At 73.3% G+C, this 25735-nt stretch carries 24 protein-coding genes and 4 tRNA genes; 18 read left to right on the top strand and 10 right to left on the bottom strand.

Annotated features, from left to right (window positions below):
- Window positions 1-55: 55 nt before the first annotated feature.
- Window positions 56-703 (top strand): hypothetical protein, encoded by a 648-nt coding sequence (locus tag RVR_RS15520; RefSeq protein WP_202234408.1) that lies wholly within the window; start codon window positions 56-58, stop codon window positions 701-703.
- A 38-nt stretch (window positions 704-741) separates the two neighbouring features.
- Here the strand turns inward: RVR_RS15520 and RVR_RS15515 are convergent, their stop codons facing one another.
- Window positions 742-1479 (bottom strand): SLATT domain-containing protein, encoded by a 738-nt coding sequence (locus RVR_RS15515; protein WP_202234407.1) that lies wholly within the window; start codon window positions 1477-1479, stop codon window positions 742-744.
- Window positions 1480-1720: 241 nt separating this feature from the next.
- Here RVR_RS15515 and purD point away from each other — a divergent pair, with 241 nt between their 5' ends.
- From purD to RVR_RS15490, 5 genes are all read left to right on the top strand, one after another.
- The gene (purD, locus tag RVR_RS15510; protein WP_202234406.1) at window positions 1721-2974 is read left to right on the top strand and encodes a phosphoribosylamine--glycine ligase; all 1254 of its coding nucleotides are present in this window, start codon (window positions 1721-1723) and stop codon (window positions 2972-2974) included.
- A gap of 634 nt (window positions 2975-3608) precedes the next feature.
- Window positions 3609-5246, top strand: a complete 1638-nt coding sequence (locus RVR_RS15505; protein WP_202234405.1) for a M48 family metalloprotease — start codon at window positions 3609-3611, stop codon at window positions 5244-5246.
- A 259-nt stretch (window positions 5247-5505) separates the two neighbouring features.
- Window positions 5506-7011: a N,N-dimethylformamidase beta subunit family domain-containing protein gene (locus RVR_RS15500; protein ID WP_202234404.1), complete on the top strand. Its 1506-nt coding sequence runs from the start codon at window positions 5506-5508 to the stop codon at window positions 7009-7011.
- 118 nt (window positions 7012-7129) lie between these two features.
- Window positions 7130-8056, top strand: a complete 927-nt coding sequence (locus RVR_RS15495) for a phosphoribosylaminoimidazolesuccinocarboxamide synthase (protein WP_202234403.1) — start codon at window positions 7130-7132, stop codon at window positions 8054-8056.
- 218 nt (window positions 8057-8274) lie between these two features.
- Complete coding sequence (locus tag RVR_RS15490) at window positions 8275-9369, top strand: esterase-like activity of phytase family protein (RefSeq protein ID WP_202234402.1); 1095 nt, start codon at window positions 8275-8277, stop codon at window positions 9367-9369.
- A gap of 96 nt (window positions 9370-9465) precedes the next feature.
- Here the strand turns inward: RVR_RS15490 and RVR_RS15485 are convergent.
- The 4 genes from RVR_RS15485 to RVR_RS15470 form a co-directional block, all read right to left on the bottom strand.
- A tRNA-Gly gene (locus RVR_RS15485) sits at window positions 9466-9541 on the bottom strand.
- 169 nt (window positions 9542-9710) lie between these two features.
- Window positions 9711-9786: transfer RNA gene (locus RVR_RS15480), tRNA-Gly, on the bottom strand.
- 58 nt (window positions 9787-9844) lie between these two features.
- Window positions 9845-9916 (bottom strand) — tRNA-Gly (locus tag RVR_RS15475).
- Between the two features lie 163 nt (window positions 9917-10079).
- Window positions 10080-10397 carry a histone-like nucleoid-structuring protein Lsr2 gene (locus tag RVR_RS15470; protein ID WP_202234401.1) on the bottom strand — a complete coding sequence of 106 codons (318 nt, stop codon included), beginning with the start codon at window positions 10395-10397 and terminating at the stop codon, window positions 10080-10082.
- Between the two features lie 323 nt (window positions 10398-10720).
- Here RVR_RS15470 and purS point away from each other — a divergent pair, with 323 nt between their 5' ends.
- From purS to RVR_RS15445, 5 genes are all read left to right on the top strand, one after another.
- The gene (purS, locus tag RVR_RS15465; RefSeq protein ID WP_202234400.1) at window positions 10721-10972 is read left to right on the top strand and encodes a phosphoribosylformylglycinamidine synthase subunit PurS; all 252 of its coding nucleotides are present in this window, start codon (window positions 10721-10723) and stop codon (window positions 10970-10972) included.
- On the top strand, window positions 10969-11673 hold the full coding sequence (purQ, locus tag RVR_RS15460; RefSeq protein WP_202234399.1) for a phosphoribosylformylglycinamidine synthase subunit PurQ: 705 nt from the start codon (window positions 10969-10971) through the stop codon (window positions 11671-11673). The genes purS and purQ overlap by 4 nt, the downstream gene beginning before the upstream one ends.
- The gene (gene purL / locus RVR_RS15455; RefSeq protein WP_202234398.1) at window positions 11670-13922 is read left to right on the top strand and encodes a phosphoribosylformylglycinamidine synthase subunit PurL; all 2253 of its coding nucleotides are present in this window, start codon (window positions 11670-11672) and stop codon (window positions 13920-13922) included. The genes purQ and purL overlap by 4 nt, the downstream gene beginning before the upstream one ends.
- A gap of 237 nt (window positions 13923-14159) precedes the next feature.
- Entirely contained in the window at window positions 14160-14663 is a 504-nt protein-coding gene (locus tag RVR_RS15450; RefSeq protein ID WP_430393235.1) for an NUDIX domain-containing protein, read from the top strand.
- Between the two features lie 75 nt (window positions 14664-14738).
- Window positions 14739-15614, top strand: coding sequence for a DUF3592 domain-containing protein (locus RVR_RS15445; RefSeq protein WP_202234397.1), 876 nt, complete (start codon window positions 14739-14741; stop codon window positions 15612-15614).
- Between the two features lie 27 nt (window positions 15615-15641).
- Here RVR_RS15445 and RVR_RS15440 read toward each other — a convergent pair whose 3' ends face one another.
- Both RVR_RS15440 and RVR_RS15435 read right to left on the bottom strand, forming a co-directional pair.
- The gene (locus tag RVR_RS15440) at window positions 15642-16043 is read right to left on the bottom strand and encodes a PIN domain-containing protein (RefSeq protein ID WP_202234396.1); all 402 of its coding nucleotides are present in this window, start codon (window positions 16041-16043) and stop codon (window positions 15642-15644) included.
- Complete coding sequence (locus tag RVR_RS15435) at window positions 16028-16282, bottom strand: type II toxin-antitoxin system Phd/YefM family antitoxin (RefSeq protein WP_202234395.1); 255 nt, start codon at window positions 16280-16282, stop codon at window positions 16028-16030. The genes RVR_RS15440 and RVR_RS15435 overlap by 16 nt, the downstream gene beginning before the upstream one ends.
- A gap of 46 nt (window positions 16283-16328) precedes the next feature.
- Between RVR_RS15435 and RVR_RS37595 the strand changes: the two genes are divergently transcribed.
- From RVR_RS37595 to purM, 5 genes are all read left to right on the top strand, one after another.
- The gene (locus tag RVR_RS37595; protein WP_237404771.1) at window positions 16329-16826 is read left to right on the top strand and encodes a DUF4177 domain-containing protein; all 498 of its coding nucleotides are present in this window, start codon (window positions 16329-16331) and stop codon (window positions 16824-16826) included.
- A 147-nt stretch (window positions 16827-16973) separates the two neighbouring features.
- Window positions 16974-17588 carry a Uma2 family endonuclease gene (locus RVR_RS15425; RefSeq protein ID WP_237404770.1) on the top strand — a complete coding sequence of 205 codons (615 nt, stop codon included), beginning with the start codon at window positions 16974-16976 and terminating at the stop codon, window positions 17586-17588.
- A 9-nt stretch (window positions 17589-17597) separates the two neighbouring features.
- Window positions 17598-18410 (top strand): sterol carrier family protein, encoded by an 813-nt coding sequence (locus RVR_RS15420; protein ID WP_202234394.1) that lies wholly within the window; start codon window positions 17598-17600, stop codon window positions 18408-18410.
- A 213-nt stretch (window positions 18411-18623) separates the two neighbouring features.
- Window positions 18624-20141, top strand: a complete 1518-nt coding sequence (gene purF / locus RVR_RS15415; RefSeq protein ID WP_202234393.1) for an amidophosphoribosyltransferase — start codon at window positions 18624-18626, stop codon at window positions 20139-20141.
- A gap of 125 nt (window positions 20142-20266) precedes the next feature.
- Window positions 20267-21340 carry a phosphoribosylformylglycinamidine cyclo-ligase gene (gene purM, locus RVR_RS15410; RefSeq protein WP_202234392.1) on the top strand — a complete coding sequence of 358 codons (1074 nt, stop codon included), beginning with the start codon at window positions 20267-20269 and terminating at the stop codon, window positions 21338-21340.
- 109 nt (window positions 21341-21449) lie between these two features.
- On the opposite strand, the gene RVR_RS15405 is transcribed toward purM, so the two are convergent.
- Together RVR_RS15405 and RVR_RS15400 are read right to left on the bottom strand one after the other, a co-directional pair.
- Window positions 21450-21719, bottom strand: coding sequence for a DUF3073 domain-containing protein (locus RVR_RS15405; RefSeq protein WP_202234391.1), 270 nt, complete (start codon window positions 21717-21719; stop codon window positions 21450-21452).
- A 332-nt stretch (window positions 21720-22051) separates the two neighbouring features.
- A complete protein-coding gene (locus RVR_RS15400; RefSeq protein WP_202234390.1) occupies window positions 22052-23194 on the bottom strand; it encodes a Leu/Phe/Val dehydrogenase in 1143 nt (380 codons plus the stop codon).
- Window positions 23195-23373: 179 nt separating this feature from the next.
- On the opposite strand from RVR_RS15400, the gene RVR_RS15395 reads away from it, so the two are divergent.
- On the top strand, window positions 23374-24231 hold the full coding sequence (locus RVR_RS15395; protein ID WP_202234389.1) for a DUF8083 family protein: 858 nt from the start codon (window positions 23374-23376) through the stop codon (window positions 24229-24231).
- Between the two features lie 533 nt (window positions 24232-24764).
- On the top strand, window positions 24765-24971 hold the full coding sequence (bldC, locus tag RVR_RS15390; protein ID WP_003949541.1) for a developmental transcriptional regulator BldC: 207 nt from the start codon (window positions 24765-24767) through the stop codon (window positions 24969-24971).
- A 643-nt stretch (window positions 24972-25614) separates the two neighbouring features.
- Here the strand turns inward: bldC and RVR_RS15385 are convergent.
- Window positions 25615-25689: transfer RNA gene (locus RVR_RS15385), tRNA-Asp, on the bottom strand.
- Window positions 25690-25735 lie beyond the last annotated feature (46 nt).

Here is a 25735-nt window from a genome sequence, read left to right as displayed (position 1 = left end):
CGCGACCGGTCTCGCCGCCTTAGGCTGTACGCCCCCGACCGGATGGAGTTGCTTCGTGGCCTGTGACCTGTGGCTCGTGCCGCTCGTGGATGTACTGTGCCACAGCCCGGAAAACCCGTTCTCCGAGGAACTCGCCCGCTACGACAAGGCGTTGGCCGAGGCGGGCCAGTCCCCGGTGCCCGTCTACAGCTACATGCCGGGCCTGTCCGGCGACGTGGCGCCCGTGGCCTGCTTCGACTACGACGCGCTGCACTTCCTGCGCCGCGCCTACCTGTTGGCCCTCCAGGGCCTCGAAGTCACCCCCGTCGACGCGCTCGGCGGCGACTACGAGGAACTGCTGGAGATGTTCGAGGGCACCGCGCAGTCCTCGCACCTGGTGTGGCACTACGACCACGCGGGCGCCTACGTGCCCCTCGACTTCCCGCACCCCGTCGTCAACGACGAACTGCTGGAGGGCGGCGGCCCGCTCGGCTCCAGCCACGGCCTGCTGCGCGAACTCGACCTCGTGGCGCCCGCGATCGGGATCGACCCGGCGCGGCCACCGGCCGCCCCCGAGCCGCCCGCCCGCCACACCACCCTGGAGGAGCCCGCGACCACCCCCGCCGCCACCGGACCCTTCGCCCGCGAACACCACGTCTGGCTCGGCCTCCACGCCGCCGCCACCCGCTCCCTGGCCCAGGGCTCGATGATCGTCTTCAGCTGAGGGCCGGGGCGGCCGGGGGCGTCGTGACGGAGGCGCGGTCAGAACCTCGGTCCCTCCGGGGGGCGTTGGCGGGGCATGGTGAGACGGGTCGGGCGGGGTGGGGCCGGGCGCGGGAGCGGGAGCGGGGTGCGTGAGGGAGAGCGGGTGCGGGCGGCGGCCGCGGCGGTGTGGGCGCCGAAGCCCGCCATCCACTCGGAGGTCTCCCCGCGGACGAGGTCCGCGACGTCCTCGCAGAAACCGCGCAGGATGCCGAGGCAGCGCTCGACCGCCTCCGCCCCGGTGCCCTCCGCCGGACCCAGCACCTCCCGGACGCCCTCGGCGGCCCAGTCGAAACGCAGCGCCTCGATCCGGCGCTGCACCGCCTGCGCGGTCGCCATGTCCCGCATCCACCCGGTGGTGAGCCCGAACAGCCGGTCGGCGGCGACGCAGGCGCCGGCGAGCAGCAGCGCCAGGTAGCCCCAGCGGGCCGGCGCCCCGGTGCCGGCGAGTTCGACCAGGGGCAGCGCGGCGGCGGCCGCGCCGCAGACGGTGGCGCCGAAGCGCAGCGCGCGGGCCGCCCGCCGCTTCGGCAGCCGGCCGAGCAGGTACCACTCCGCGGTGCGCAGCGCCCCCTCCTCCACCCACCGGTACATCTCGTCGAGGCGCGCGGCGGGCTCGCCCCAGTCCCCGGGCGCAAGGGGCGCCGTGCGCAGGTCCCGGGGGTGGCCGTGGCGCCGCGCCCGCCGCGAGGGCTCGTCCCGGGACGGACCCCCGGGAAACGTGTCAGGCTGGCTCACTGCGCGTGCTCCCTCGACCGCTGCGTACCGGGCCCACCGGCTGCCCGGCGTACCGGGCGCCCACCACCTGCTCGGCGCGCGCCCGTTGAAGCCCTCTTCTTACCGCCGAACGGCTGAGTCGGATGCGCCGATATCCGGAATTCGCCCGTGAAAGGCCATGTGATCAGGTATAGGGCGTTTGTCGCGGTCCCTCGAAAGAGTGACGGCGTCCGGGGTCGGCCGGGCCACTACCCTGGTGCGCGTGAAGGTCCTTGTCATCGGCGGCGGTGCCCGCGAACACGCCCTGTGCCGCTCCCTGTCCCTCGACCCCGAGGTCACCTCGCTGCACTGCGCGCCCGGCAACGCCGGCATCGCGGAGGTCGCCGCGCTGCACCCGGTCGACGCCCTGGACGGTGCCGCCGTCGCCGGCCTCGCCGCGGAGCTCGGCGCCGACCTCGTCGTGGTCGGCCCGGAGGCGCCGCTGGTCGCCGGGGTCGCCGACGCCGTACGGGAGCGGGGCATCGACTGCTTCGGCCCGTCCCGGGAGGCCGCCGCGCTGGAGGGCTCCAAGGCGTTCGCCAAGGACGTGATGGCCGCCGCCGGGGTGCCGACCGCCCGGTCGTACGTCTGCACCACGCCGGAGGAGGTCGACACGGCGCTGGACGCGTTCGGCGCGCCCTACGTGGTGAAGGACGACGGGCTCGCCGCCGGCAAGGGCGTCGTCGTGACCGAGGACCTGGCCGTCGCCCGGGCGCACGCGCTCGCCTGCGGCCGGGTGGTGATCGAGGAGTTCCTCGACGGGCCCGAGGTATCGCTCTTCGCGGTGACCGACGGCGAGACGGTGCTGCCGCTCCAGCCCGCACAGGACTTCAAGCGCGCGCTGGACGCCGACGAGGGTCCCAACACCGGGGGCATGGGGGCCTACTCGCCGCTGCCGTGGGCCGATCCGAAGCTGGTCGAGGAGGTGCAGCGGACCGTGCTCCAGCCGACCGTCGACGAGCTGCGCCGCCGCGGCACGCCCTTCGCCGGGCTGCTGTACGCGGGGCTGGCGATCACCTCGCGCGGCGTGCGGGTGATCGAGTTCAACGCGCGCTTCGGTGATCCCGAGACCCAGGTGGTGCTGGCAAGGCTGCGCACCCCGCTGGCGGGCCTGCTGCGGGCGGCCGCCACCGGCCAGCTCGCCACCCTGCCGGAGCTGCGCTGGAGCGATGGCGCGGCGGTGACCGTGGTCATCGCGTCGTACAACTACCCCGGCACCCCGCGGACCGGCGACCCCATCACCGGGCTCGCCGACGTCGCGGCCGACGACGAGCACGCCTACGTCCTGCACGCCGGCACCCGTACGGAGCAGGACGGACGGATCGTCTCGGCCGGCGGCCGGGTGCTGTCCGTGACGGCGACCGGGTCGAGCCTGTCCAAGGCCCGCGAGCGCGCCTACCGCGCGGTCGCCCGCATCGGCCTGGACGGCGCCCACCACCGCAGCGACATCGCGGCCAAGGCCGCCGCCGACCACTGACCCCTGCCCGGTAGGCGCCCGACCCGGTGCGGGTGACGACCTTCCCCCCGCCCGCCCCGGGGTGGCCGCGCCGCTCGTACGCGAGGCGGGAAGCCGTTCGTACGTGGTTGCGCGGGTGACGTGGGAGCCGTTCTCACGTGAGGGCGCCCGCTCAGCCCCTTTTTTTGCCGCCGGCTCGCCTCCGGGCGCTTTGACCCGGTGTGGGGGCACCTCCCAAGCGGAGCCCTGGGGGAGGTCGATCATGCTCGGTTTCCTCGTTCCTCGGAAACCTCCGCGTGTGCTCCCTTTCGACACCGGCGCGCCCTTCGGCTCCCCGGCTACCACGGGCGGGCCGGGGGGAGGTCGGTGGCCCGGCCCCCGGCTTCCACACTCAACCCGCAGTTCGCGTGCGAACGGCTCCCCCCGGCAGCCTCCGGCGGGAAAAGTGCAACGTCCGGCACGAAAGCCACTCCAAGGAGTGATGCGTGGGCCATACGGCTGACTCCTCCCCGGCGCCCAACTAGGGTGCCCGAAAGGCGCACCCCGGGGGCATTGCGGCAAACAGCCGCGCGGCATTGCGATGTCCGTATGCGGTGCGACAGTGGGGAGAGGCCGCCACCGGGGCGGCCACCGCCAGCGCAGGGGGTGCCAGCCGATGGCCGGAGAAGCGGGCGAGGCCGCTGCGCGGGCACGCGCGGGCGCGGTCCTGCGGCTGCGCGGATCGGCGCTGGCCGTGGCCCTGCTGCCGGCGGCGGCCGCGGTGGTGCTGCACACCGGCCGGGCCACCGGACGGATGGACGGGTCGGCGTGGGACGGGGTGCGCTGGGGCGTCACCGGCCTCGCCCTGCTGGTCCTGGCCGCGGCCGCGGCGATCGGCACCGTGATCGCCCGCGCCGAGCCCGCGGTCAGCCCCACCGTCCCGGTCGCCGAGTCGGCCGCGCCCGACCTGTACCTGATGGTCCGCGACCTCGCCGACCGCCTCCAGGTCCCGCCGCCCTCCTCGTTGGAGCTGACCCCGGACTGCGACAGTTGGCTGGAGGAGCGCCGGCACCAGGACCGCGGGACCGGCGCCGCCCGGCGGCCCGGGCCGGTCCTCGTGGTCGGGTCGCCCTTCATGTGGTGGATGCGGGTCGCCGAGCTGCGCGCCCTGCTCGCACCGGTCGTCGCCGGCACCGCCCCCTCCGCCGACCCGGAGATATCCGCGGCCCGCCGCTTCGTGCGCGGCCTGGACGCCGCGGCCGCCGTCGCGGCCCAGGGCCGGGTCCGCTCCGGTGGGCGGGGCGTGCTGGGCCGCCCGTTCCACGCCGTCCTCGGCTGGACCGTGCGGCTGCTGCTGCGCGCCTGCCGGGTGCACGCGGCGGAGATGGAGCGCGGGGTCGCCGCGTCCGCCTCCGAGCGCGCCCAGGCGGTCGACTACGGGATGCGGATCGTCGCCCAGGAGCAGGTCGGGCTCGCCTACGCCGGCTGGGACCGGCTGCTCACCCGCGTCGCGCTGCCCGCCTGGCGGACCGGCCGCTGGCCGTCCCGGCTGCACGCGGGCGTGGTCGCCGCGCTCACCGAGCTGTCCCGGCGGGACCGGCTCGCCGACGGCTTCGAGACCCGGCTGAACGAGCGCCCGGCCTGCGACCTGCTGGACGAACCCGGCGCGGTGGACGAGGCGGTCTCGCTGCTGGCCGCGCGGATCTTCCACGGCGGCCCGGACCGCTCCCGGCCCGGCTGGGAGCCGGTGAGCTGGGCCCGCTACCCCGCCGAGGTCGTGGAGCGGCTGTGGCGGGAGGAGGCCGGGCGCCTCATACGGGTGATCGGGGAGACGCGGCCGTCCGTCGAGCCCGCGGCGGCGCGCTCCTTCCCGGGGCCCGCGGGGCGGGCGCTGCTGGTCGGCGGGGAGGGCGAGACGCCCTTCGACGAGGTGACGCTGGAGCGGGTGATCGACCGGCTCGCCGTGCCCGGCGGGCGCGAGGGCGCGGCGGTCGCCGCCCGGCTGGAGGCGGCGCCGCCCCCCGGGCCGTACGCGAAGGCCGCCGCCGCCTACCCGCTGGTGCCCGAGCGGACCGGGCGGGAACTGCTGGTCGACCACCTCATGGCGCTGGTGTGCTGCGCGGCGGTGGACACCGCGGGCGCGGGCGCCGGGCTCGACTGGCTCGACGGCCCGGCCCTGCGGATGCCCGGGGCGCGCCGCAGCGAGCTGTCCTCGGCCGTGCTGCACCTCGTGGAGAGCGGCGACCCCGTACCGCTCCACGACTGGCTCGGCGCCACCCCGATCCGCCCGGACAAGGCCCTGCGCCTGCCCTGACGGACGGAGGCACCGCGCCACCGGGCCGGTACGGCCACCCACGCGGCACGGCACCCGTCGGAGGACGGCCGCCCCCACCCGGGCGCCGGGCGCCCCCGTGGGCGGCACCCGGCGGCGACCCGTGATGCCCGCCGCGCGGTCGGCGTACACACGAACAAGGGAAACCGCACGAAAAGTGACTGGGGCGCTGCGTTGTGTGATCTGCTGAGGGCGGCCACACCGCACGGTTGCACCGGGCGGAGCGCGAACGCGGGAGGCGATGGACGTGGGGGAAGTACGGCGGTGGGAGTCGGGGGCGCTGGCACACGGGGTCTCGGACCCGTTCGGGCAGGGGCCGCTGCCCTGGCTGACGGGAGAACCGCAGTATCCGGGCGACGACGGCCGGGTGGTGCCGTGGTACGTGGACCTCGCCGCGAGCAACGGCAGGGCGCCGCGCAAACCGCACCTGCCCGGACCGCGCACCGCGGACGACGTGCGCCGCCAGATCAAGGGCTTCGCCACGCAGGCCGCGGCCGCCCCCGGTGAGGCGATCGACTTCAGGATCACCGTGGACCCGCCGCAGGAGTTCACCGTCGACGTCTACCGGATCGGCCACTACGGCGGCGACGGCGCCGCCCAGGTCACCGCGAGCCCCCGGCTGTCCGGCATCGCGCAGCCCGCCCCGCTGGTGGCCGGCCGGACCGTGTCGTGCCACCACTGGTGGCAGTCCTGGCGGCTGCACATCCCGCCGTACTGGAAGACCGGCGCCTATGTCGCGGTCCTCACCACCGCCGACGGCTACCGCAGCCACGTGCCGTTCACCGTGCGGGACCTGGAGGCGCCGGCCGACCTGCTGCTCCTGCTGCCGGACATCACCTGGCAGGCGTACAACCTCTACCCCGAGGACGGCCGGACCGGCGCCAGCCTCTACCACGCGTGGGACGACGAGGGCCGGCTGCTCGGCGAGCAGGAGGCGGCCGCCACCGTCTCCTTCGACCGCCCCTACGCCGGCGCGGGCCTGCCCCTGCACATCGGCCACGCCTACGACTTCGTCCGGTTCGCCGAGCGGTACGGCTACGACCTCGCCTACGCCGACTCCCGCGACCTGCACGCGGGCCGGATCGACCCCGACCGCTACCGGGCCCTGGTCTTCCCCGGGCACGACGAGTACTGGTCCCGCCCGATGCGCGAGTCCGCCGAGCGGGCCCGGGAGGGCGGCACCTCGCTGGTCTTCCTCTCCGCGAACACCATGTACTGGCAGGTGGAGCTGGCGCCGGCCGCCGACGGCGGCCCGGACCGGCTGCTGACCTGCCGCAAGCGCCGCGGCGAGGGCGGCCAGGGCGAGGCGGCGAAGGGCCGCACCGCGCTGTGGCGCGACCAGGGCGAGCCGGAGCAGACGCTGATCGGCGTGCAGTACGCCGGCCGGGTGCCGCAGCCCGCGCCGCTGGTGGTCCGCAACGCCGACCACTGGCTGTGGGAGGCCACCGGCGCCACCGAGGGCACGGAGATCCCCGGACTGGTGGCGGGCGAGGCCGACCGCTACTTCCCGCGCACCCCGCTGCCGGACACCATCGAGCGCATCCTGCTCGCCCACTCCCCGTACGAGGGGACCGACGGCCGCCGGTGCCACCAGGAGACGTCGCTGTACCGCGCGCCCAGCGGGGCGTACGTCTTCGCGTCCGGGACCTTCGCCTGGTCGCCCGCGCTCGACCGGCCCGGCCACGTGGACCCGCGGGTGCAGCGGGCGACGGCGAACCTGCTGGACCGGATCTGCAAGCGGGACTGACCGGCCCGGGCGGCGCCGGGCCGCGCCGCCGGGACCGCCGGTCGGGCCCTGCCGCGCCCCGGCCGGGCGGGTAGGCGAGAATCGGAGGCGAGCCACCGACCTGGGGAGGAACCCGCCCATGCCCGGATTCGTCGACAAGCCCGAGCCCGTACAGGTGCCCGGCCTGACCCACCTGCACACCGGGAAGGTACGGGACCTGTACCGGAACGACGCGGGCGACCTGGTGATGGTGGCCAGCGACCGCACCTCCGCGTACGACTGGGTGCTGCCCAGCCTCATCCCGGACAAGGGCAGGGTGCTGACCCGGCTGTCGATGTGGTGGTTCGACCAGCTCGCCGACCTGGTGCCCCACCACGTCATCTCCACCGAGGTGCCCGCCGGCGCCCCCGCCGACTGGGAGGGGCGCACCATGGTCTGCCGCTCGCTGCGGATGGTCCCGGTCGAGGCGGTGGCCCGCGGCTACCTCACCGGCTCCGGCCTGGTCGAGTACGACCGCGCCCGCACCGTCTGCGGGGTCGCCCTGCCGGAGGGCCTGGTCGACGGCTCGCAACTGCCCGCGCCGATCTTCACCCCCGCGACCAAGGCCGCGGTCGGCGAGCACGACGAGAACGTCTCGTACGAGGAGGTGGCCCGCCAGGTCGGCGCGGAGACCGCGGCGCTGCTGCGGCAGCACACCCTCGCGGTGTACACCCGGGCACGCGACATCGCCGCCGAGCGCGGGCTGATCCTGGCGGACACCAAGTTCGAGTTCGGCTACGACGACGGCGCGACGACGCGGGACGGCGGCGGTGTGCCGCTGGTGCTCGCCGACGAGGTGCTGACCCCCGACTCCTCCCGCTTCTGGCCCGCGGACGGTTGGGAGCCCGGGCACGCCCAGCCGTCGTACGACAAGCAGTTCATCCGGGACTGGCTCACCTCCGACGCGTCCGGGTGGGACCGGCACGGCCACCTGCCCCCGCCGGAGCTGCCCCAGGCCGTCATCGACCAGTCCCGCGCCCGCTACGTCGAGGCGTTCGAGCGGCTGACCGGGCTGCCCTGGTCGTAGCCGCACCGACACGGGCGCGCGGACCGCGGGATACGCGGGACCCCCGGAGCACGCGGAGCCCCCGGAGCACGCGGGGCCCCCGGAGCGCGCGACGCCGGGCGGCCCCGCGCAGCCGGCCGTTCGTCCGCCCGTGGGCCCGGTTTCACCCCGCGGACCGGCGGGATCGTGGAGAATCGCGCGGCGTAAGGACTCCTGCCACCCGAACGTGGAGTGTGACCGTGCGCACCAAGGCCCTACTCGCCGCCCCCACCGTCCTGCTGACCGCCGTGGCCTGCCTGGCCGGCACCGGCACCGCCCAGGCCCACGGCGGCGGCCCGGCGGCCCGGCCCGGCCGGCCGGCGGCGGGCACCTGCTCCGCGGACGTCACCCTCGACGGCTTCTCCGACGCCCTGGACAAGACGACCTTCGACGGCGCCTACGTCGGCAACCTCTCCGCGCTCGCGCCGGACGCGCACGGCACCCTGGACGCCCTGTCCGACCGCTCGCAGCTCTTCACGCTCGGCGGCCGCACCCTGGCCGGCCTCACGCCGGAGAAGGTCGTCCCGCTCGCCGACGAGAACGGCCAGCCGCTGGACTCCGAGGCGCTGGCCGTCGACCGCGACGGCACCCGGCTGATCACCTCCGAGACCGAGCCGTCGATCCGCCGCTACAGCCGCGACGGGTCGCGGATACTCGGCAGCCTGCCGGTGCCCGGGTCGCTCCAGGTCGCCCCCGCCGGGCGGGCCACCTCCAACCTGACCTTCGAGGGCCTGGCGTTCCAGCCCGGCGGCCGCACCCTGGTGGCGTCCATGGAGGGCGCGCTGTCCGGCGACGACTCCGGCCTCGTCCGCTTCCAGACCTGGCAACGCGAGGGCGGGGGAGCGGACTTCACGCTCGGCCGGCAGTACGCCTACCACGTCGACACCGACGCCAACGGCACTCTGCTGGGGGTGTCCGACATCGCGGCCACCGGCGACGGCCGGCTGCTGGTGCTGGAGCGCGGCTACACCGCGGGCGTCGGCAACACCGTACGGCTGTACCTGGCCGACCCGTCCCACGCCACCGACGTCAGCCGCGTCACCGACCTGACCGGGCAGAAGGACGTCAAGGTCATGCCGAAGACGCTGCTCGCCGACATCGGCTCCTGCCCGTCGCTGGGTGCCACCGCCAAGCAGCCCCAGCCGAACCCGCTGCTGGACAACATCGAGGGCATCGCCGTCACCGGCCACGCGCCCGGCGGCGGGCTGCGCCTGCTGCTCGTCAGCGACGACAACCAGAGCGCCACGCAGGTCACCCGGTTCTACGCGCTGACCGCGCGGTTGCCGAAGCACTGAGGCGCGGGCCCACGTCACTGAGGCGCGGGCCCACGTCACTGAGGCGCGGGCCCACGGCAAAGGCCCCGGTCGCACCAACCGGGGCCTTCCTCCTGCTGGAGCGGACGACGAGATTCGAACTCGCGACCCTCACCTTGGCAAGGTGATGCTCTACCAACTGAGCCACGTCCGCAGGGCGTGCCCACACTCTACCCGATGCGCCCCAGCGGCGGAAAAAGGGTTCCCGCGGCCGGAGGGCGTGCCGAAGCCCGCCGGCGCCCCAACCCGGCACGGCACGGGAACGCCTCCGGAACCCCGGAAACGGCAGAAGTCCCCGGACCGATGGTCCGGGGACTTCCCCTTGGAGCGGACGACGAGATTCGAACTCGCGACCCTCACCTTGGCAAGGTGATGCTCTACCAACTGAGCCACGTCCGCATGTGCTGCGACCACTGTACCCGATCGGCCCCGGAGGGCCGAACGAGCCGGTGATCAGAGCGGGTGACAGGGATCGCACACTGCGCCTCCCCCCTGGAAGGGGGGCGCTCTACTACTGAGCTACACCCGCGTGACCTCCGCTGACCTGGGCTTTTCGGCCCCGTCCTGCGGTGTGCCCCCACAGTAGCGGACGACCCGGGGTGCCTGTCCAATCGACACCTGCCGGGCGGTGGAAGGACGTTGGGGAGCGGCGGCCGTGGCCGCCGCTCCCCGGTCGTCCGCCGCCCCGCGGGTCAACTCGCCTTGTTGAACGCCTCGTAGACCTTCTTCGGGATGCGGCCGCGCGCGGGCACCTCGAAGCCGTTGGACTGCGCCCAGGCGCGGACGGTCGCCGGGGTGGGGGCGATGGGGGTGCGCTTGTAGGCGTGCCCGGAAAGGGTGCGGCGACGCCCTGCCTCGACGTAAGGAGCGAGGTCCTTGCGCAGTTTGTCCGCGTTCCTCGTCGAGAGGTCGATCTCGTACCACTGGCCGTCGACGCCGAACGCGATCGTCTCCTCGGCGTCGCCGCCGTCGAGATCGTCGGCAAGGGTGACCAGTACGCGCTGCGCCATCGGGATCGGTCCTTTCTCGAGCCGGCTGCCTGCGGTCGCGACGGGGGCGGACCCGTGGCAGGGTCCGCGACCGGGGCGCCCGAGGGGGGAATGGGGGCGGTGGGGTTACCCGTTACTGCAGTTAATTCCCGCTTCATCCACGCCGCAAGCCTCTTCGCTTCCGGGACCCTATGTTTTCCGCCGCGGCTTCACCCAGGTATTTCGTCAGCCGATATCCAAACGTGATCGGCGATCTCCGGCCGATGTGACGTTGCGGTATATCTACACGCGTAGATTTCCCCACCCGGTAGGCTGAGAGAACCTCACGCACCACACCATCGGGAGTGCCAGTGGCACGCGTCGTCGTCGACGTCATGCTCAAGCCGGAGATCCTCGACCCCCAGGGCCAGGCCGTTCAGCGCGCGCTGCCCCGGCTGGGCTTCGACGGGATCTCCGACGTCCGTCAGGGAAAGCGCTTTGAACTGGAAGTCGACGGTCCCGTCGACGACGCAGCGCTGGCCCGTATTCGGCAGTTGGCGGAAACCTTTCTCGCCAACACCGTGATCGAGGACTTCGCCGTAAAGGTGGAGTCGTGACTGCACGCATTGGTGTCGTCACTTTTCCCGGCACCCTCGACGACCGGGACACCCAGCGGGCGGTCCGGGTGGCCGGCGCCGAGGCGGTCCCGCTGTGGCACCGCGACAAGGACCTGAAGCAGGTCGACGCGGTCGTGCTGCCCGGCGGGTTCAGTTACGGCGACTATCTGCGGGCGGGGGCGATCTCCCGTTTCTCGCCGGTGATGGAGTCGGTCATCGGGCAGGCGCGGGACGGAATGCCCGTGCTGGGGATCTGCAACGGTTTCCAGGTGCTCACCGAGGCCCACCTGCTGCCCGGGGCGATGCTGCGCAACACCGACCTGCACTTCGTCTGCCGCGACCAGCGGCTGCGGGTCGAGACCAGCGGCACCGCCTGGACCGCGGACTACGCGGCGGGCCAGGAGATCTCCATCCCGCTGAAGAACATCGACGGCCGCTACACCGCCGACGAGCACGTGCTGGACGAGTTGGAGGCCGAGGGCCGGGTGGTCTTCCGCTACGCCACCGGCGGGCCGGCCGCGGACGGCTACGGCAACCCGAACGGCTCGCTGCGCGACATCGCCGGGATCACCAACGCGGCCGGCAACGTGGTCGGCCTCATGCCGCACCCGGAGCACGCGGTCGAGGCGCTGACCGGCACCGGCCGCACCGACGGGCTCGGCTTCTTCACTTCGGTACTCAAGAAGTTGGTAAGCGCGTGAGCGTTCTCGATACGGTGAAGCACGCCGAGCAGACCCCCGACGTGGAGCTGCCCTGGAAGGCGCTCGGCCTCAAGGAGGACGAGTACCAGCGGGTCCGGGAGATCCTGGGCCGCCGCCCGACCGGGGCCGAGCTGGCGATGTACTCGGTGATGTGGTCGGAGCACTGCTCGTACAAGTCGAGCAAGGTGCACCTGAAGCAGTTCGGCGCGAAGGCCCCGAAGACCGACGCACTGCTCGTCGGCATCGGGGAGAACGCCGGCGTGGTCGACGTCGGCGAGGGCTACGCGGTCACCTTCAAGGTCGAGTCGCACAACCACCCGTCGTACGTCGAGCCCTACCAGGGCGCGGCGACCGGCGTCGGCGGCATCGTGCGCGACATCATCGCGATGGGCGCGCGACCGGTCGCGGTGGTGGACCCGCTGCGGATGGGCGCGGCCGACCACCCCGACACCAAGCGCGTGCTGCCCGGCGTGGTGGCCGGCATCGGCGGCTACGGCAACTGCCTCGGCCTGCCGAACATCGGCGGCGAGCTGGTCTTCGACGCCTGCTACCAGGGCAACCCGCTGGTCAACGCGGGCGCCATCGGCGTCATGCGGCACGAGGACATCCACCTCGCCAAGGCGTCCGGCGCCGGCAACAAGGTGATCCTCTACGGCGCCAGGACCGGTGGCGACGGCATCGGCGGCGCCTCGATCCTCGCCTCGGAGACGTTCGACGCCACCAAGCCGAGCAAGCGGCCCGCGGTGCAGGTCGGCGACCCGTTCCAGGAGAAGCTGCTCATCGAGTGCACGCTGGAGGCGTTCGCCGAGAAGCTGGTGGTCGGCATCCAGGACCTGGGGGCGGCGGGCCTGTCCTGCGCCACCAGCGAGCTGGCCTCCAACGGCTCCGGCGGCATGCGCGTCGAGCTGGACGACGTCCCGCTGCGCGACTCCACGCTCTCGCCCGAGGAGATCCTCATGAGCGAGTCGCAGGAGCGGATGTGCGCGGTCGTGGAGCCGGCGAAGGTCGAGCGCTTCCTGGCGATCTGCGAGAAGTGGGACGTCATCGCCACCGTCGTCGGCGAGGTCACCGACGGGGACCGGCTGGAGATCTTCTGGCACGGCGAGAAGATCGTCGACGTGGACCCGCGCACCGTCGCGCACGAGGGCCCGACGTACCAGCGCCCGTACGCGCGGCCGGCCTGGCAGGACGCCCTCCAGGCCGACGACGCGGGCGCGCTGGCCCGCCCGGCCACCGGCGACGAGCTGCGCGCGCAGGCGCTGCGGGTGCTCTCCTCGCCGAACGTGGCGTCCAAGGCGTGGGTCACCGACCAGTACGACCGGTTCGTACAGGGCAACACCGTGCTGGCCCAGCCCGAGGACGCCGGCATGATCCGGGTCAACGAGGAGACCGGGCTCGGGGTCGCCATCGCCACCGACGGCAACGGCCGCTACACGAAGCTCGACCCCTACACCGGCGCGCAGCTCGCGCTCGCGGAGGCGTACCGGAACGTGGCGGCCACCGGCGCGAAGCCGCTGGCGATCTCGGACTGCCTGAACTTCGGCTCGCCCGAGGACCCGGACGTGATGTGGCAGTTCGTGGAGGCGGTCCGCGGCCTGGCCGACGGCTGCCTGCAGCTCGGCACTCCGGTGACCGGCGGCAACGTCTCGCTCTACAACCAGACCGGTGAGGCGGCCATCCACCCCACCCCGGTCGTCGCCGTGCTCGGCGTGATCGACGACGTGGCGCGCCGCACCCCGATGGCGTTCGCCGACGAGGGCCACCTGCTCTACCTGCTCGGGGAGACCCGGGAGGAGTTCGGCGGGTCGGTCTGGTCCCAGGTCGTGCACGACCACCTCGGCGGGCTGCCGCCGGCGGTGGACCTGGAGCGGGAGCGGCTGCTCGGCGAGATCCTGATCTCGGCGTCCCGCGACGGGATGGTCGACGCCGCGCACGACCTGTCCGACGGCGGGCTGCTCGCCGCGGTCACCGAGTCCTGCCTGCGCGGCGGACACGGCGCGCGGCTGGTCGTCCCGGACGGGCTGTCCGCGTTCGCCTTCCTGTTGTCGGAGTCGGCCGGCCGGGCGCTGGTCGCGGTTCCGCGCTCCGAGGAGCTGCGGTTCACCGACATGTGCGGGGCGAGGGGTCTGCCCGCGACCCGGGTCGGTGTGGTCGACGGCCAGGAACTGGAGGTCCAGGGGGAGTTCGCGATCTCCCTGGCGGAACTCTCCGAGGCGCACCACTCGGCGATTCCGAACCTGCTTTCCTGAACGTCCGTTCGCAGGGACGGCGCGGGCCGACGGCCCCGTCGTCGAAGGAGTACGGCGTGCCCCCGGTGAATCCCCGCCGGGGGCACGGTCGTCGGAACCGCCGTGGCGGAATCGCCCGTGCGCATTCCGGCCCGCGCGTTTCTCCTGAACACCGCTCGTGTGGGCGGAAGTTGTCGGGCGGGTGTCGTCGGGCGGGAGTTGTCGGATCACCGCGCCTTCGCGCGCAGGGAGGCGGGTCTGGTGGGGGAGACGGGCGGGGAAGCGCGGGGCGCGGCGCCGGTGGCCTACGAGGCGATGACGCTGCTGGCCGCCGCGGTGGTCGTGCACGACCTGGACCGGCGGCGGGTGCTGCTGCTGCGGCGCGGGCCCGGGGCGCGCTACGGCGACGGGCTGTGGGACCTGCCCGCGGGCAAGAGCGACCCGGGCGAGCCGATCTCGCGGACCGCGGTGCGCGAGCTGTACGAGGAGACCGGGGTGCGGGTGGAGCCGCGGGACCTGGAGGTCGTGCACGTCCTGCACGGCGCGCACGGCACCCAGTCGCCGAACGGCTACCTCACCGTGGTGTTCGCGGCCCACCGCTGGACCGGCACGGCGGAGAACCGCGAGCCCGGCAAGCACCGTGAGGTCCGCTGGTTCGACGTCGACGCGTGTCCGCGGGAGTTCGTGCCGAGCACCGACCTGGCGCTGCGCGCCTACCTCGGTCGCGGCCCCGCCCTCACCGAACACGGCTGGCCGCGGTAGGGACCGCGGCGCCCGCAACCGGCACGGGACGCGGCCGCGTCCAGGCAGGCGGGACCCGGGCGGAGCGGGGGAGAAGTGCTGTACGACGCCGCGGTGCTGGTGTGGTGCGCGGTGGCCGGTGCTTTCGGGCTGCGCCTGTGGGGCCGGCACCGCTCCTTCCGCGGGCCGGGCATCGTGTACGCCGAGGCGACCGTGACGAGCGTGGGGACGCCGCCGGAGCACGGCGGGAGGCCGCGGGACGGGGTGCCCGCCGAACTCGCCTTCGTGGACCGGCTGTCGGGGCGCGAGGTGGTCGGACCGACCCGCGGCGGCACCTACGGCTGGCTGGACGCGGCGTGGGAGGGCCGCACCGTCCGGGTGCGCTACGGCGCCCACGCCCCGGAGGACTTCCGGATCGCGCCCGACGGCCGCCGCCCCTCCGCGCCCCTCGAACTGCTCGGGGCCCGCTGCCTGGTGTATCTGGCCGCCGTTCCCGTGGCGGCCCGCTTCCTGCCCGGTTCCGGCCCCGGGTGGCTGCTGCTGCTGTGCGGGCTCGGGTGGTGCGGGCTCATGCGGATCGCCGTTCGGCGCACCCTCGCCGGCGACGTCCGGCTGCGGCGGGAGTTGCGCGAGGCGTCCGCCCGCGCCACCGCCCGCGTGGTCGCCGTCCTCGAAAGGCCCGATCCCGAGGTCGACGACACCGGGACCCGCCCGTACTCCCCGATCGTCACCTTCACCACCGGCGACGGCCGCACCGTCACCGCTCTGTGCGCCTTCCACACCTCCACCCGCCGCGCCTGGCCCGGCCACGACATCCCGGTCCGCTACGCCCTCGCCGACCCCGCCGCCGTCGTCCTCGACCGCCCCCACGACACCGACCCCTACCGCTCCGGCCTCGTCATCCTCGCCCTCGTCACCTTCGCCGGTATCGCCGCCACCGTCCTGGGCGCCTACCTCCTGAGCACGACCTGACTCGCGGGCCGCTCGGCGTCGGCGCGGTCAGGTGTGCGGGTCCGCGGTGCGTACGCCGGGCAACTCGGCGAAGGCCGCCTTCCGGTCCAGCGTCACCACGGCCCGGGCGGTCGCCACCGCCGTGGCGGCGATGATCAGGTCGTGTGCACCGCGCGGCTTGCCCGTGCGCCGCACGTGGGCCAGCAGGCGGGCATGGACCCGGGCGACGTCGAGGCCGTACTCCTCGACCGGTACGACCGCGAGGACCGCGGTGACGAAGTCCTCTCGTGGTTGGCGGCGGACGTCATCGGCGAGTTCGACGCCGAGGAGCAGCTCGGCTGCGGTCACTGCGGCAATGGAGACGTCGTCGTCGGGAGCGAAGGTGATGGGTGTGCCAGTGCGCTCGATGCCGATCAGCACGCCGGTGTCGAGGATCAGGCGTCGGGCCACGTCGCCGTCATCTCGTCGGTCAGCAGTTCGCGGGTGGCCGACACATCGGCGGAGAACTCGTCGTCGGTGGCGAGCGTCGCGAGGACGTCGTTGAGTGCGGCGCCGTTTCCCGCGCTGGCGGGCCCGATCTGGGCGAGGCGGCGTCCGGCTCTGGTGATCACGATGGTCTCGCCGTGCTCTGCGGCGTCCAGGAGCGAGGCGAAGTTCCGCGATGCCTCGGTGGCGGTCATCAGCTTCATGGAATCAGAGTATCTGATTCCCTGCCCGGACGCTTGGCGTCGTACGGTGGAACCTCCGGGTGACCACGACCTGACCCGCGGGCCGGCCGTCGGCGTCCGTGGCCGGGCGCGCACGCTCGACGCCGTCCACGTGGCCGGCGCGCAGGTGCTGGGTGATGCGCCGGACGTCCTCGTCGGCCACGACAAGCGGATGCCGGAGGCGGCGGAGGCGGCCGGGCTTCGCACCGCCGCTCCCGGGTTCGCCCGACCCCGGTGGCCGGGGTGGAACCTTTGGGTGGGCGTCGGGCGTCAGCAGGGGGTGACGGGGCATGGCGTTCCGCACCACCGAGAGAGGCCGTACATGTACGAGTACAAGGTCGTCACCTTCCGCGAGGCGCTGATCGGGGACGCGCTCGACAGCGACAAGCTGGAGAAGGTGCTCAACAAGCACGCCGAGGACGGCTGGGCGCTGAAGGACATCACCTCGGGCGACGTGAAGGGCCGGATCGGCCCCGGTGCCGTGGACGGCCTCCTGCTCACCTTCGAACGGACCCGCCAGGGCTGACCGCCCCGCACCCCGCGACCCACGCGGCCACGCTCGTTGTCCAACCGAAAGGGCATACGTGAGCGTGGCCGCGTGGTCACGTTCGGCTGATGGACGTCTATACGATCAGCAGCCGAGCGTGAAGATCCGGGCACAGGGAGGTACAGGGTGACCGCCGTGGACGACCGGCCGCAGGCGTGGGTGCGAGGGGAGCTCCGCCCCGAGGAGTTCGAGATCCTCGCTGCCGACGCGGCCCGCGATGTCGAGGGTCTCCGCCTTGAATTCATCGGCGGAAGGTTGGGGGGCAAAACGGTGCCCGACGGGCTACACGGCGAGATCATGCTGTGGCTTCAGCAGCGTTGTATGCAGCACCATCCGCGTACGGGTCTCTACGTGGACCGCGGGCTCGCGGTCGAGACCTGCCGCAAGGGGCGGGCGATCCCCGACGGCACCCTCGCCCCGATCGGCCATTTCCTCACGGCCGGCGAGTGGGCCGACCCCGACGGTGTGCTCATGACCGTCGAGGTGACGTCCCACAACCGCGACACCAATCAGCGCGATCGCGTCGACAAGCCGCGCGCCTACGCCGAGTCCGGCATCCCCGTCTACCTGCTGATCGACCGCGACGCCCGTGCCATGAAGGTCCACAGCGAACCGGCGGCGGGTGAGTACCACGAGCAGCACCTCGTCCCGTTCGGCAAGGTCGTGGTCCTGCCCGAGCCGGTCGGGATCGACCTGGATACGCGGCAGTTGCTGGAGTGGGCCGAAGGGGCCGAAAGCTAAGCTCGGGGTATGCCGACCCCGCAGGAGAGCCGTCGCCGCGTCCGTACGTACGACCCCGCGCGGACCTGGCGGGCGCTGCGGGCCCAGGTGGGGCACGTGCGGGTCGCCGTGCGCGGGCTGACCGGGGAGCAGTGGAAGTGGCCCTCGGGACTGCCGGGCTGGGACGTACGCCTGCTGGTGGTCCACATGGTGCGGCAGGTCGAGGCGGTGGGGGCGCTGCTGGAGGCGGAGCCGCCGCCGACCGGGGCGAGGACGGCCGGCCTGGACGCCTGGGCGCTGGGCACCGCGGGGATCGCCGCGGAACTCGACGCGTCGACCCGGGCGCAGGAGGCGCGGACCGCCGACCCCCTCGTGGCGCTCGACGCCGCCGCCGAGGGTCTCGCGGCGCTGGAGGGCGAGGCGACCAGGGGCGACCGGCTGGTGCCGGCGCCGTTCGGCGCGATGCGGGCGAGCGACTTCCTGGTGACGCGGCTGGTGGAACTGGTGGTGCACGGCGACGACCTCGCCCGGGCCACCGGGGTCGAGGTGGGCCTCGACCGGCAGGCGGTCGCCGCGGCGGTCCGGGTGCTGGCGGACGCGCTCGCCGCGAAGGCGCCCGGGAACTCGGTGGAGGTGCGGGTCCCGCCGTATGCCGCCGTGCAGTGCGTGGAGGGGCCGCGGCACACCCGGGGGACCCCGCCGAACGTCGTCGAGACCGACCCCGTCACCTGGCTGCGGCTGGCCGCGGGGCGCGCCACCTTCGCCGACGAGGTGGACGCCGCCCGGGTGTCCGCCTCCGGCGAGCGGGCCGACCTCGCCCCCCACCTCCCGGTCCTGGGGTAGCTCCGGACCGGAGGGGCCGCCGGGCCGCCCGGCGCCCACGAAGACGCCCGCGGGAAGGGCGGATGGCCGGAAAACGCCCCCGCGGGCCAGGACCGGCCGCCGCGTACGGCGAACATCACATGGCTTGCCCCGCAAGGGATTACGCGCGTAGACCCGCAGAAACGAAGGTTCGTCCGTTCGGATGAGAGGCATTCCTGCCCTAGACTCGACAACGTGCCTCGTGGTGACGGACGACTCAGCCACGACCTGCTTCCCGGCGAGAAGGGCCCCCAAGACGCCTGCGGTGTCTTCGGTGTCTGGGCGCCCGGGGAAGAGGTCGCCAAACTCACCTACTTCGGGCTGTACGCCCTGCAGCACCGCGGACAGGAGTCCGCGGGCATCGCAGTGAGCAACGGCTCCCAGATCCTGGTCTTCAAGGACATGGGCCTGGTCTCCCAGGTCTTCGACGAGACCTCCCTCGGCTCGCTGACCGGCCACATCGCCGTCGGCCACGCCCGCTACTCGACCACCGGTGCCTCCGTGTGGGAGAACGCCCAGCCCACCTTCAGGGCGACCGCCCACGGCTCCGTGGCCCTGGGCCACAACGGCAACCTGGTGAACACCGCCGAGCTCGCCGAGCTGGTCGCCGCGCTGCCGCAGGGCCCCGGGCGGGCCACGAAGGTCGCGGCGACCAACGACACGGACCTGATCACGGCGCTGCTCGCCGGCCAGGTCGGCCCGGACGGCACCCCGCTGTCGGTCGAGGAGGCGGCACCACAGGTGCTGCCGAAGATCAAGGGCGCTTTCAGCCTCGTCTACATGGACGAGCACACCCTGTACGCGGCCCGCGACCCGCAGGGCATCCGCCCGCTGGTGCTGGGCCGGCTGGAGCGCGGCTGGGTGGTGGCCTCGGAGTCCGCGGCCCTGGACATCTGCGGCGCCAGCTTCGTCCGCGAGATCGAGCCCGGCGAGCTGATCGCGGTGGACGAGCAGGGGCTGCGCTCCTCCCGCTTCGCCGAGGCGCGCCCCAAGGGCTGCGTCTTCGAGTACGTCTACCTCGCCCGCCCCGACACCGACATCGCGGGCCGCAACGTCTACCTCTCCCGGGTCGAGATGGGCCGCCGGCTCGCCGCGGAGGCCCCGGTCGACGCCGACCTGGTGATACCGACCCCGGAGTCCGGCACCCCGGCCGCGGTCGGCTACGCCGAGGCCAGCGGCATCCCGTACGGCTCGGGCCTGGTGAAGAACTCCTACGTCGGCCGGACCTTCATCCAGCCGTCGCAGACGATCCGGCAGCTCGGCATCCGGCTCAAGCTCAACCCGCTCAAGGAGGTCATCCGCGGCAAGCGGCTGGTGGTGGTGGACGACTCGATCGTCCGCGGCAACACGCAGCGCGCGCTGGTCCGGATGCTCCGCGAGGCCGGTGCCGCCGAGGTGCACGTGCGGATCTCCTCCCCGCCGGTGAAGTGGCCCTGCTTCTTCGGCATCGACTTCGCCACGCGTGCCGAGCTGATCGCCAACGGGATGAGCGTGGCCGAGATCGGCCAGTCGCTCGGCGCGGACTCGCTGGCGTACATCTCGATCGACGCGATGGTCGAGGCGACCACGATCGACAAGCCCGACCTGTGCCGGGCCTGCTTCGACGGCGAGTACCCGATGGACCTGCCCGACCCCGAGCTGCTCGGCAAGCAGTTGCTCGAGGTCGAGCTGGCGGGCGGCGCCGACGCCGCCGACGCGCTGCGCAGGCCGTGACCTCGCACCGATCCGCGGTGCGGGCCGCCGGCCCGCGCCGCAGCCCCCACCCGCGTACCCGACCCGGCCACCTGGGCCGGGGCCGGGTGCGGTGACCGTACGACCGACACGAAGGTTCCCCAGCCATGTCTGAGACAACCGGTGCCAGCTACGCAGCCGCGGGCGTCGACATCGAGGCGGGCGACCGCGCCGTCACCCTGATGAAGGAGTGGGTGCGCAAGGCGTCCCGCCCCGAGGTGGTCGGCGGACTCGGCGGCTTCGCCGGGCTCTTCGACGCCTCGGCCCTGAAGCGCTACGCCCGCCCGCTGCTCGCCTCGGCCACCGACGGGGTGGGCACCAAGGTGGACATCGCCCGCCGGATGGGCGTCTACGACACGATCGGCCACGACCTGGTCGGCATGGTCGTGGACGACCTGGTGGTGTGCGGCGCCGAGCCGCTGTTCATGACCGACTACATCTGTGTCGGCAAGGTGTACCCGGAGCGGGTCGCCGCCATCGTCAAGGGCATCGCGGAGGGCTGCGTACTGGCCGGCTGCGCGCTGGTCGGCGGCGAGACCGCCGAGCACCCCGGGCTGCTGGGCGCGGACGACTTCGACGTGGCGGGCGCGGGCACCGGGGTGGTCGAGGCCGACGGGCTGCTCGGCGCGGACCGGGTCCGGCCGGGCGACGTGGTGGTCGCGATCGAGTCCTCCGGACTTCACTCGAACGGGTACAGCCTGGTGCGGCACGTGCTCTTCGACCGGGCCGGCTGGGCGCTGGACCGGGAGGTGCCGGAGTTCGGCCGGACGCTGGGCGAGGAACTGCTGGAGCCGACGCGGATCTACTCGCTGGACTGCCTGGCCCTGGCCCGCGCCACCGAGGTGCACGCCTTCTCGCACATCACCGGCGGCGGGCTGGCCAACAACCTCGCCCGGGTGATCCCGGACCACCTCCAGGCGGTCGTGGAGCGGGCGACCTGGACGCCGGGGCCGGTCTTCGGCGTGGTCGGCGAGCTGGGCGCGGTGCCCCGCGAGGAGCTGGAGAAGACCCTCAACATGGGTGTCGGCATGATGGCGGTGCTGCCGCGGGAGTCCGCGGAGGTGGCGCTGTCGGTGCTCGCCGACCGTGACGTGGACGCCTGGGTGGCCGGGGAGATCCGGGCGCGCGAGAGCGGCGCACCGGCCGTGGAGCTGGTCGGCGACCATGGCGTCGGCGCCTGACCCGGGCGGATGCGCGCGGTGAGTTCCGGCTACACGTCGCGTGGGGACGCGCCGACGACGAAACCCGGCCCGGGGTGGACCCCGGGCCGGGCCTCAAGCGTTGGCGGCGTCAAGCGCGACGGCGCTGAGACGACGGGGACGGCTCGGACTGTTCGTCCTGGTCGTCGTCCTCGTCCTCGTCGTTGTACAGATCCGCGTACTGAGCGTACGGGTCGTCGTCCAACTCGTCGTCATCGTCCTCGACTGGCTCCGGATTAACCGGCCTCGACGGCGATGCGCCCAGCTCGTCGGCCAGACGTGAGAGATCAGTACCGCCGCTGTTGTACTTCAGCTGGCGGGCGACCTTCGTCTGCTTGGCCTTGGCCCGGCCGCGCCCCATGGCTCGACCCCCTTAACGGCGGGGCTCGACGGCCCCGAGTCTTGACACGCGTTCATGATCCCGGACGGCCTCCGCGGAGAGAGACCTGTCCGTAGGGCCTCAACGGTACCTGCTTCCGACGCCGCACGGTACGTCGCTCGCACGACGCGCGTCGGAACAGGGGACTTTTGCGGCCCTGTCGTTCCTGGTCAGGCCCGATTTTACCTTCTTCTAGCGCGAACTTGCTATCGGGCCGTGCTATCGGTCACGCCGAGGTCCCCGGACGACCCCGTCCGGGGACCTCGGCGCGGTGCTTCACGGGGCCGACGGGGCCCCGCGAAGGCACCGCGGGCTCAGCCCAGGCTCGGCCGCAGCCACTCGGCGGCCGGGGTGCGGTCGGCCATCCGCTGCTCCGCGAGCCGGTCGGCGGCCACCGCGGGCGGCACGCCGTCGGTCCGGGCGCGTTCGAATATGGCCAGCGTGGTGTCGTGGATCTTCGCGGCCTTCGCCCTGGCCCGTTCGAAGTCGAAGCCGTGCAGCTCGTCGGCGACCTGGATGACGCCGCCGGCGTTCACCACGTAGTCGGGGGCGTAGAGGATGCCGCGGTCGGCGAGGTCCTTCTCGACGCCGGGGTGGGCGAGCTGGTTGTTGGCCGCGCCGCAGACCACGGTGGCGGTCAGCGCGGCCACCGTCGCGTCGTCGAGCGCGCCGCCCAGCGCGCACGGGGCGTAGACGTCCAGCGGGGTGCGCACCAGCTTCTCGGCGCTCTCGACCGCGGTGACCCCCGGGTGGCGGGCGGTGATCCGCGCGACCGCGTCGGTCCGCACGTCGGTGACCACCACCTCGGCGCCGTCGTCGACGAGGTGGCCCACCAGGTGGTGGCCGACCTTGCCGACGCCGGCCACGCCGACCCGGCGGCCGCGCAGCGTCGGCTCGCCCCAGCGCGCCTGTGCGGCCGCGCGCATGCCCTGGAACACGCCGAACGCGGTGAGCACCGAGGAGTCGCCGGCGCCGCCGTGCTCGGGGGAGCGGCCGGTGGTCCAGCGGTTCTCGCGGGCCACCACGTCCATGTCCGCGACGTAGGTGCCGACGTCGCAGGCGGTCACGTAGCGGCCGCCGAGCGAGGCGACGAACCGGCCGTAGGCCAGCAGCAGTTCCTCGGTCTTGAAGGCGTCCGGGTCGCCGATCAGGACGGCCTTGCCGCCGCCGTGGTCGAGGCCGGCCAGGGCGTTCTTGTAGGACATGCCGCGGGAGAGGTTGAGGGCGTCGTCCACGGCCTCCTCGTCGGAGGCGTAGGCGTGGAAGCGCGTGCCGCCCAGGGCCGGGCCCAGGGCGGTGGAGTGGACGGCGATCACGGCCCGCAGGCCGGTCGGCCGGTCCTGGCACAGGACGACCTGCTCGTGTCCGCCCTGGTCCGATCGGAACAGTTTGGCGATGACGGCGGCGCCGTTGCCGTCGTCGGTCTGACGTACGTCGGTCACGGTGGTGACTCCCATAGTCCGGTGGTGCTCGCGGTCCCATTGGGTTCGGGGGTCTCGCCCCCCGTAAGGGTGGCGGAGGGTTCGATGGCCTCAGCGTAGGCCCTGGGCGCAGTGGCCGGGATCACCTCCGGCGGGGTCGGTCCCGTGGGACGATCAGAGACGTCGGCAGGCGGTACGGCGGTGAGGGAGCGGGCGTGGGCGGTTCGGCGGTACAGGTCCCGTACGCGTCGTACCTGCGGGTGTACGAGCCGCTGGCGGCCTTTCCCGAGCCGGAACGCACCCACTGGCACCGCTACGCGGCCGCGGGCCGGGCACGCGGCGCCCAGGACGAGCTGCGGCAGTCCCTGGAGGGGCTGGTGCCGGTGCCGCCGATCGCGGTGCCGGTGCACGAGAGCCGGGAGGCGTTCGTCGCGGAGGTGGGCGGGATCACCCACGTCTGCCCGTGGCGGACCCGGCTGCGCGGCTGGATGGCGCTGGAGCAGTTGGAGGGACAGCTTCCGGGCCCGGTGCTCGACGCGATGGTGCCGCCGGTGGTCAGGCGGCAGGCCGCGGCCGACCACGAGGCGTGGCGCGAGCGCCACCCCGACGCGCGGCCGTGGATCCGCTCGGCGACCTGGCACGTGCCGGTGCGCTGGTTCATCCTCGTCGGCGACGACGAGCGGGAGTACGAACCGGTCGGCGCGGCGGACCCCGCGGGAGGGTCCAAGCGGCCCGTGATGCGCTACCGGACCCCGATGGTGCAGGCCCGGCGCCGGGTGGCGCGCGGCCTGCGGGTGCTCAAGGAGGCGCTGGACGAGAGCCCGTTGGTGGACGGGCTGATCGACGTGGGGCGCTGGCTGGAGGAGTTCCACCCGCGCTCGCTGGTCGAGCTGGACTACGGCGGCCTGGTCCACGTGATCGGCCCGGAGGCGCTGGCGGCGGACCACTCGGCGGCGGACGCGGCCGAGGGGCTGGCGGCGCTGCGCGAGGGCGACTCCGCGGCGGCCGGCACGGCGTACGAGCGGCTGACCGACCGGTGGCGGGCGGTGCGGGAGTTGCAGTTCGCCAACTGAGGTGCGCTTCAGGTGGTGCGGGGCGGGCCGGGGCGGGTGCGCGGGCGGGGTCGGCGGCGTGGATCTGACGGGTTGTTGTCTCCGGGTGGGTCGGGTGTTGTCTCCGGTCCGGCCCGTGCGGTGCTCCGGCCCCTGGTGGTGGTGCTATTGGCCCAAGCGTGACGCAGAGCACGTAAGCGGACTCTTGCCTGCATCACCATCTGTCATGCCAAAATGGGACATCGGGTCCGTCTCGGGCTCGCATCGGAGGTGGGGATGTGGCGGATGATCGCACTGTGACTGATCGTCACGCTGGGGTGACTGTCCGCTATGGCACGGTCCATCGGCTTCCGTCGAGCTTGAACACCTGAGAGGGCAAATCCATCGGTTTGGCCGACGCGGCTGGACGGATGGTGTAGTTGTAGTGCCGAGGACAAGCCGTTCGTCCTATTACCGACTCGGCCCGCGTTCGCCCATATCGGGCAACGCGGGTCAAGGTGCAGAATTTAAGAGGAAAGAACCGCGTTGGTTCGGTTCTCTCGAGGAGGCCGCTCATGACCGCTCGCACCCCTGATGCCGAGCCGTTGCTAACACCTGCTGAGGTCGCCACCATGTTCCGCGTCGACCCGAAGACGGTCACGCGCTGGGCCAAGGCTGGCAAGCTCACGTCGATCCGCACGCTCGGCGGGCACCGCCGGTACCGCGAGGCGGAGGTCCGCGCGCTGCTTGCGGGGATCCCGCAGCAGCGCAGCGAGGCCTGACAGCCCTTTTGGGCGGCTTGTGGGGCCCCTACCCCATACGTCGCCGTCCGACGGCCACCTGCCCCCATCAGGCGGCCGGCGGGAAGGGGCGAACAGCAGGACGCACGACCGTATGACCGTAAGAAGATCGCATCGGACTCCGCCGGGTCCGATGCGATCTTCTTTTTTGTGCGCCCGGTCACACCCAGGAGAGGTACGTACCATTGCACATATTAAATTGAGCACTCTGTGAGGGGGCTCCAGTTCCTTACGTGACGCACAACTTGGCGTGACTCCCGTCACATGCGGGGGACTTGAGGATGGTGCCGGCGATGCGGTAATGAACAGCCCGCGCCTGTCGGGGGCTTGACGGGGGTGCGTCTCCCGCCCGTGGCCCCGCCGTCGCCCGTGCGGGATCCGGGACGTCCTCAACTCACCTGTGACCGACGGGACTTGCCCCGGGCGAAGGTGATCACCGCATCCCCCGGAACGGCCCGCAGGCGGCCCCCTGGGCCCCTCGCCCGCCGTCCCGTGCCGAGGGCTCCGGGGTCCTTTCCCGCCGCCCCGCGACGCGGGGCGGGAGCGGGGGGAGGGGTGTCCGCACGCCCGCTGAACAGCGGAAAGCCCGCCACCGGTCTCCCGGGGCGGGCTGTCTCATCTACGGCGGTCCTGACGGGATTTGAACCCGCGGCCTCCACCTTGACAGGGTGGCGAGCACTCCAAACTGCTCCACAGGACCTCGTCGCGAGACAGACTGTACAGCAGGTCAGGGGGTCGGGTCGAAC

The organism is Streptomyces sp. SN-593 (assembly GCF_016756395.1).
GTDB lineage: Bacteria > Actinomycetota > Actinomycetes > Streptomycetales > Streptomycetaceae > Actinacidiphila > Actinacidiphila reveromycinica.
This window is presented reverse-complemented; position numbering and strand designations above follow the sequence as displayed.

Excerpts from the sequence above, each read along its gene's own strand:
- RVR_RS15505 (WP_202234405.1), top strand. The coding sequence starts at position 3,609 with ATGGCCGGAGAAGCGGGCGAGGCCGCTGCGCGGGCACGCGCGGGCGCG.
- RVR_RS15500 (WP_202234404.1), top strand. The coding sequence starts at position 5,506 with ATGGACGTGGGGGAAGTACGGCGGTGGGAGTCGGGGGCGCTGGCACAC.
- RVR_RS15495 (WP_202234403.1), top strand. The coding sequence starts at position 7,130 with ATGCCCGGATTCGTCGACAAGCCCGAGCCCGTACAGGTGCCCGGCCTG.
- RVR_RS15470 (WP_202234401.1), bottom strand. The coding sequence starts at position 10,397 with ATGGCGCAGCGCGTACTGGTCACCCTTGCCGACGATCTCGACGGCGGC.
- RVR_RS15435 (WP_202234395.1), bottom strand. The coding sequence starts at position 16,282 with ATGAAGCTGATGACCGCCACCGAGGCATCGCGGAACTTCGCCTCGCTC.
- RVR_RS15420 (WP_202234394.1), top strand. The coding sequence starts at position 17,598 with ATGCCGACCCCGCAGGAGAGCCGTCGCCGCGTCCGTACGTACGACCCC.
- purM (WP_202234392.1), top strand. The coding sequence starts at position 20,267 with ATGTCTGAGACAACCGGTGCCAGCTACGCAGCCGCGGGCGTCGACATC.
- RVR_RS15405 (WP_202234391.1), bottom strand. The coding sequence starts at position 21,719 with ATGGGGCGCGGCCGGGCCAAGGCCAAGCAGACGAAGGTCGCCCGCCAG.
- RVR_RS15400 (WP_202234390.1), bottom strand. The coding sequence starts at position 23,194 with ATGGGAGTCACCACCGTGACCGACGTACGTCAGACCGACGACGGCAAC.
- bldC (WP_003949541.1), top strand. The coding sequence starts at position 24,765 with ATGACCGCTCGCACCCCTGATGCCGAGCCGTTGCTAACACCTGCTGAG.